We start from the raw sequence: 6,479 nt of genomic DNA, 5'->3' as shown, positions 1-6,479 counted from the left end.
GGTGACTTTGATAGAGATAGTGATGTTGATCTGTTTATAGATGTGGATGAGAAAGATGAAAAGAATATAACAAAAGCAGCTGAAAGAGCATTAAAAAAGTTTTATTCCATTGAAGGTGATAAATGGCGCTTACGAGAAGTTAAACAGCAAATTAGTTTAAAGATTGGTAATTTAGATCAATGGCAGCTTAAAAATAGTATAGAAAAAGAAGGTATTGTACTTTATAGTCAAACTAGTATATCTATAATACCTATATCTTCTTCGCTTTCAAAATATATCATGCTTACCTTTGAACCAATTCACAATCCTAAGAAGCGCATAAAAGTAATACGAAAGTTATTCGGCAGGAACGAACAAAACTATATTGAAAAGGGATTAGTCAATGCTTTTGAAGGTAAGATTATTTCTCCGCGATCTTTCATGGTAAAGCCAGAAGGACTGCAGCAGATAGCATCTTTTCTTAGCAAAGAAAAAGTGAAGTTTTCTTTTGAAGAGATATGGAAATAACTAAATAGTTTATAGGTGTATTTATAAAACAAAATAAAACAAATATATTTCTTATAAAAATCAACACATTTATAAACAAATTTTCATTCCTTAATAGTGGTTGTATTGAATAATGTTTTATTGTTTGAAATTATGGATAATAAAAGAATTCTTGACATAATATCATTATTTTTGGTTGAACTAGGTGGTAATTCTGGATCTTGAAAACAGATTATCAAAAGAAGAAAGAGCATATGCTTTAGCGCAATTATTTGAAGAAGATAGAAAACGTGTTTTAGAACAATTATCAGAACAAGAGAGAATAAGTATTTTAGAGGAGTTAGCTAGAGTCCGAAGATTAACTGAAGAAGATAAAGCAGATATTCTGAATGAGTTAGTAAGAGTACGAAGAAAACGAGCAATTGGTGATTTCTACAAAAATCATGGAAGAATCGAAGATTTATGGGGGTTACTTTACTTAGATAGTAATTTGTTTTATAGATTAGTGGAGCAAAAAGTAGGAACAACAGATGCATTATTTTCATCAAGAAATAGTATAACTTTACGTGGACTTCTGAAATTTAATCCAGAATTATTTGGTAGAGTACTCGATGAAAGAAGAAAACAGTTAAAAGTCTTATTAGGTGAACCAGAAGAAAGGAATTATGCAGACCAAGTAGCAGAATCTTCAGCTGTAGGTGTGTTATTTGAAGAAGAAAAAACGTTAGATAGTATTGTTCAAGCATGGGGTTATAATGAACAACAAAAATACGAACCAGCAGCTTTGAGCATCGTAGCAGTTGATGATCTATGTCCAGACTTTGAAAGAACACTTGATTCAGCTTTAAAAGAAATGGTTGCTTTAAATCCTTCTCGTTTTATTGAATTATTATCTGCTAAATTATATCTTGAAGATACTGATAATACTGATAATAGTATGCAATTATCTAGGATGTATCAAACACTTCCTTACCTTGCTAAATTGACTGCGACTGAAGTTACATTACCTTACGAACCAAAAATGATGCAACAAGGTTTTTTGAAGCGTATCTAAATTCGGTAGAAATTTGCTGGGGAAAATTGAAAAAAGAACTTTTTAATGAGTTATGTTCATTAATAGATAAAGAAGATGATATTAATTATCAAGTTTTAACAGAAATTGTCGAATTCAATGAAGTTTCGTCCCTTGAAGAGCTTTTTGAATGTGCCAGAATAAGTTCACCGTATAAAGTAGTACGTAAAATAGATGAAGGTAAATCCGGTGTAGTATACACGGTTTATTCACCAGACTTAAGAAAATATTTTGCTTTAAAAGTTATCAGGGATAAATTCAGTCCAAAAGAAGCAGAATTAATGGCGAGATTAATAGGGGAAGATTTAGAAAATATTGTACAAATTCATGATGCTGGATACCATATTGTTAAAGTAGATGGTGAAGAAGCCTATGCAATTTTAGAGGAATATGTTGATGGAGCTAAACTCTCAGATACGATTAAGGCTATTGCTAAAGAAGATCTTTATAACGAGAGAGCATTTGAGATAGGAGCTCAAATTCTTAATGGGATTATTAGTTTAAGGAGGTATGGTATCACTCATAGAGACATTTATCCAGGTAATATAATCTTAGAATACAGAAGTTTAGGTGATCCTGATTTCAAGCGTACATTGAAAATTCTTGATTTTGGCATTGCAACTGATCAAGAACATCAACGTCAAGTTGATGGAAGACGATATGGCACACCATCCAGAACTTATGCAAATGACCTATTTTCCTTGGGTTTAATTGTATTTGAATTATACGTAGGTGAACACCTGTTAGGAGAGAAGGAAGAAGATGAATTGACTTCGCAGCATGCAGATAGAATAGGACGATTAAAAGAGGTCATGTTTGATGAACAAGGAAATTTGCAACCAAGGTACAAAGCAAAAATTCCTGATAAGATTAAACCAATAGTACTTCCTTGTTTATATGGTGAGGATTTAGAAACAATCAAGCAAGGATTTGTTGGTGCATATTCTTCAGCTGAATTTTATTTTATGAATAAGTTAGATCTTGTGAGAAGAGTTATGGAACTTTCATTTGAGGTGGTAAATTTAAAAGAAGATTTAGCAAAACATAGCTTCTATAAATTTGATTTAACTTCAAGGGTACGTGAATTAGAAGAAGAAATAGCAGCACTCAAATCTCATAAAACGTGATAATGATGGATTTAGAAAGAAGGTTAAGTGATGACAATCAACAGCGTCTTTTAGATGAAATAAAAAACGAAGTTGAAAGTTCATTAAGAAATTCATTAGGTTTTGAACATGATCGTGAAAGAGAAGAGTTTTATAAGTTTGCCAGAAAATACCTCACTTTGAAAATAGCTTCGAACAAAAGATATGAAGAAGTTCTTAGTGACTTAAAAAAAATTTATAGACAAACATATTATAAATTTGTTCTTACAGGTTCAATAATCCCAGTTGATGAGGAAGACGCTGAAATGATCAAAGCTATGCATAATCCCCTGTACATGGAATGGAATGCAATCAGAGCAATTCTTCAAGCTAATGAAGTAACATCACTGGATGAGATTGCCGAATGTTTAGCAATAGAATCACCTTATCAGGTAGTTTGCAAATTAGGTGAAGGGAAAGCTGGAAGAACCTATAAAGTTTATTCACATGCCCTTAAGAGATACAGAGCATTAAAAATAATTGATAACCCTAATCCAAAAGAAGCTCAGCTCATGGCACGATTAAGTGGTGGATCACTCGATAACATTGTTCAAATTCATGAAGCAGGAGAGCATATTGCAAAAGTTGATACTCAACCAAAGTACGCCATAGTTATGGAATATGTTGATGGCAACACTTTGGAAAAGTTGATACATTTATCATTGCAATATGATGATTTAGGAAGAGGCATGTTTGTTCTACATAGAAAAGATCGTAGAGCTGTAAAATATATTGATCAATATCATCAAGGATACAACTTCACTGAAATAGGTGATGAAGATTTTTTTGTTGCAACAAAATATCCTGTTATCTCCTTTAGTGATGCTATTGAATATAGTGCGCAAATTCTTAATGGTATTATCAGATTGCGTGAACATGGTATTACCCACAGGGATTTAAATCTTAGAAATATCATGGTAACGCCTAAAAAAGAAGTTAAAATTCTTGATTTCGGCATTGCAACTGATGAAGAACATCCTCCTGCACAAGATAATAGAAGATTTGGTGCTCCTGCTTCAATGGAAGCAAGTGATCTCATTTCTCTTGGATTAATTGTTTATAAATTGTATACATATAAACACTTAGTTCCTGTTGAACGAAAATCTATGGGAACATCAACGTATGCGGAAACTATTGCAAAGGTCAAAGAAACAATTTATAATCAACAGGGTAAATTAAGAAGAGGTTACGTCAGGAAAATTCCAAAATATATTAAAAGAATAGTAGTAGCATGTCTTGAATGCAGGCCAATTGAGGAGATTAAACAGGCTTTTCTTGAAACAGAACCGTCAGTTGAATATTATTTTATGCAACGTCATGACTTAATTGCAAGAATACTTGAACGTGAACGAGAAATGTTAGAAATAAGGAAAGGTATGAGGAGAAGAGAGTGAAAACGTTATATCAAATTGTGCATGAAGAAGGGAAAGATTTATCTTTGGCAGATGTTATTCTCAAAAGTTTAGGTGTTATAGGTTACATTAATAAGCATATTGAAGCAATCTACCATGTAACAATCGAAGAATTACGATCGGGAAAAAAGATACCTTATCAAGATGTTAAACCACTAAAACAACAATTATTTGAAGAATTAAAAGATGCAGTAGAAAATATGAATTTGAGTTTCTAGTTATTAAGTGTAATCATTTATATTTTATAAGTAATTATTTTTATAAATAATGATTATTTTCAGTTAAATATAAATACTTGCTTGTTTACCAACGCTCTATGAAACGAAAAGTATTACGCCATGGGCAGTCATCATTAACAATCTCATTACCATCTCAATGGTTGAAAAAGAATCATATCAAGTATGGCGATGAATTAGAGATTGATGAGCATCAAACTAGTTTAATTATTTCACAAAACCATGTTGATTTAAAAAAGAGTATTAGTATTGATCTTAAAGATATTACACTTTCAACAAAAAAGATTATAGGAGCTGTTTATAAGACAGGATACGATGAAGTCTTGGTGAAAGTGTATACTGACCAACACCAAAGAGAGGTCAATGAAGAAATTGATCGTACGTGTAACGGTTATGATATTATTGATCATAAAAAAGATACTATTCTCATTAAATCAATACTGAAAGAGGATATTGAAGAATTCAAAAAATTAGTTCGTCGGATGCAATATTTAGTTATAGAAAACGCACGAGAGATGATGTCTGCGGTGCAACATAGTGATATTTTGTTGTATCAAACAATTTCCGAGCGAACAAAGCAAATCTATAAATATTCAAATTATTTACGAAGAGTTATTCTTAAATTAGGATCACCAGCTTTTTCTATGGCTCCTGCATTGTATCATTATATTGAGACTTTTCATTTTATCTCTAAACGATTACGCCATTTTTCAATGATGGTTTTGAAAGAGAACATTTCATTTAAAGCTAGCAAAAAAATCCTCTGCTTATTTGAAAGGATTATTAAACTGATTTCACAAGCCGTAGAGTTTTTTCATAACTGTACGCTTAAACAAATTGATAACTTTACTGGAGATTTAACTACAGTACATTCTGAAATTTATAAAAGTATTATCAGTGAAAAAGATAATATACTAGTATTATTTCTTATGGATAGAATAATAGATCTTCTAGATGATGTACAAAGTTCAATACTCATAATAAATTTTTTACGTAAAGAAGAGTCAGTGATTAGTTAAAAGCTGTTCAGCTTTTCTTACCATAATAACTTCATGGAAATTATTCATCGTGTCAAGCAAAATTTTAATCTCTGAGATAACATTGTATTCTTCAAGAGTCAACGCTGTCTTTTTTATTTTTTTAACTAATTGATATCTTTTTGTTATCCACTCCTCAGATATGATTCCTTTATACATAATTATGAACCCTTGAAAATAAAAGTCGAATATTTCTTTTAAAATTTTCTTTACTTTTTCTGTGCAACCGTATTCTTGTATTTTTTCACTGAGATGCCGTATTTTATCAATAATATAATCGAGTTTCATATAAAAAGTAAATAAAACCTTTTTTTGGTCTTCACTGTTATCTGATATATCTACCATTCTGAGATAATAGTACATAAATTTAATAATATTATCATGGTGATCATAAATAGTAGCATGAAAACTGTTGTAATCGTTATCTATTGCCTCCAAGAGTTCATTGATAGTTTCATGAAGCAAATGATAAATTCTTTTTTCAATAACTTCGAGATTTTGATCTTGATTAAGAATAAAGCATGATAATTCAGTTTTTTTGTTGGTTTGAGAAACAATTTCCATACCAATAAAACGATGGCTTAAAACACGTATGGTATTTTTTATCGAAATATTTTTTTCATTTTTATTATCATATATTTCGTTGCTTTCATACGTTAATACTATTTTACTAAAATTATGAATATAAAGGGTTGTTAAATATTTTGAAACTGTCTGTCGAGACATATCATTAATAACAAGCGTTATTTCTTTATTTTGTGATTTCTGTTCATTAATCGAGAACGCGATACGATCATGCTCTGGATATACTACTAATTCATCACCTGCATTTAAATGGTGCTTGGTAACCCATTCGCTTGGCAAACTAACCGTCAATGTATTAACCCCAACTCGATTAATTTTACGTTTCATCAATCTAAGAATTATTCTCATATATAAATACTTTTCTAAAAATAATTACATAATTACTAGTAATAATTATAATTGCCAAAAATATATATGTTTGTTTGACCATACGATATCTTGAATACAACGTGGTGTAGAGAATTTACGAAATAATAAGAAAATATCCGAAAACTGTGTAAAAATTA

General features: G+C 30.6%; 7 protein-coding genes. 6 read left to right on the top strand and 1 reads right to left on the bottom strand.

All coding sequences use genetic code 11. The annotated features are described in order from the left end of the window. From HYY69_02925 to HYY69_02900, 6 genes are all read left to right on the top strand, one after another. Positions 1 to 507 (top strand): hypothetical protein (locus tag HYY69_02925; protein MBI3032404.1); only part of this gene is annotated, 507 nt, incomplete at its 5' end. 184 nt (positions 508 to 691) lie between these two features. Beyond that, positions 692 to 1,540 carry a hypothetical protein gene (locus HYY69_02920; protein MBI3032403.1) on the top strand — a complete coding sequence of 283 codons (849 nt, stop codon included), beginning with the start codon at positions 692 to 694 and terminating at the stop codon, positions 1,538 to 1,540. A 26-nt stretch (positions 1,541 to 1,566) separates the two neighbouring features. Continuing rightward, entirely contained in the window at positions 1,567 to 2,685 is a 1,119-nt protein-coding gene (locus HYY69_02915) for a protein kinase (GenBank protein MBI3032402.1), read from the top strand. Between the two features lie 2 nt (positions 2,686 to 2,687). Beyond that, entirely contained in the window at positions 2,688 to 4,097 is a 1,410-nt protein-coding gene (locus tag HYY69_02910; GenBank protein ID MBI3032401.1) for a protein kinase, read from the top strand. Next, entirely contained in the window at positions 4,094 to 4,333 is a 240-nt protein-coding gene (locus HYY69_02905; GenBank protein MBI3032400.1) for a hypothetical protein, read from the top strand. The genes HYY69_02910 and HYY69_02905 overlap by 4 nt, the downstream gene beginning before the upstream one ends. A gap of 98 nt (positions 4,334 to 4,431) precedes the next feature. Further along, positions 4,432 to 5,370, top strand: a complete 939-nt coding sequence (locus tag HYY69_02900) for a hypothetical protein (protein MBI3032399.1) — start codon at positions 4,432 to 4,434, stop codon at positions 5,368 to 5,370. Here HYY69_02900 and HYY69_02895 read toward each other — a convergent pair. Continuing rightward, entirely contained in the window at positions 5,356 to 6,300 is a 945-nt protein-coding gene (locus HYY69_02895) for an AbrB/MazE/SpoVT family DNA-binding domain-containing protein (protein MBI3032398.1), read from the bottom strand. The genes HYY69_02900 and HYY69_02895 overlap by 15 nt on opposite strands. Positions 6,301 to 6,479 lie beyond the last annotated feature (179 nt).

The sequence above is a fragment of the Candidatus Woesearchaeota archaeon genome (assembly GCA_016192995.1).
Taxonomy (GTDB): domain Archaea; phylum Nanobdellota; class Nanobdellia; order Woesearchaeales; family DSVV01; genus JACPTB01.
Note: the sequence above shows the minus strand (reverse complement) of the source record. Positions and strands in the feature narration are given on the sequence as shown.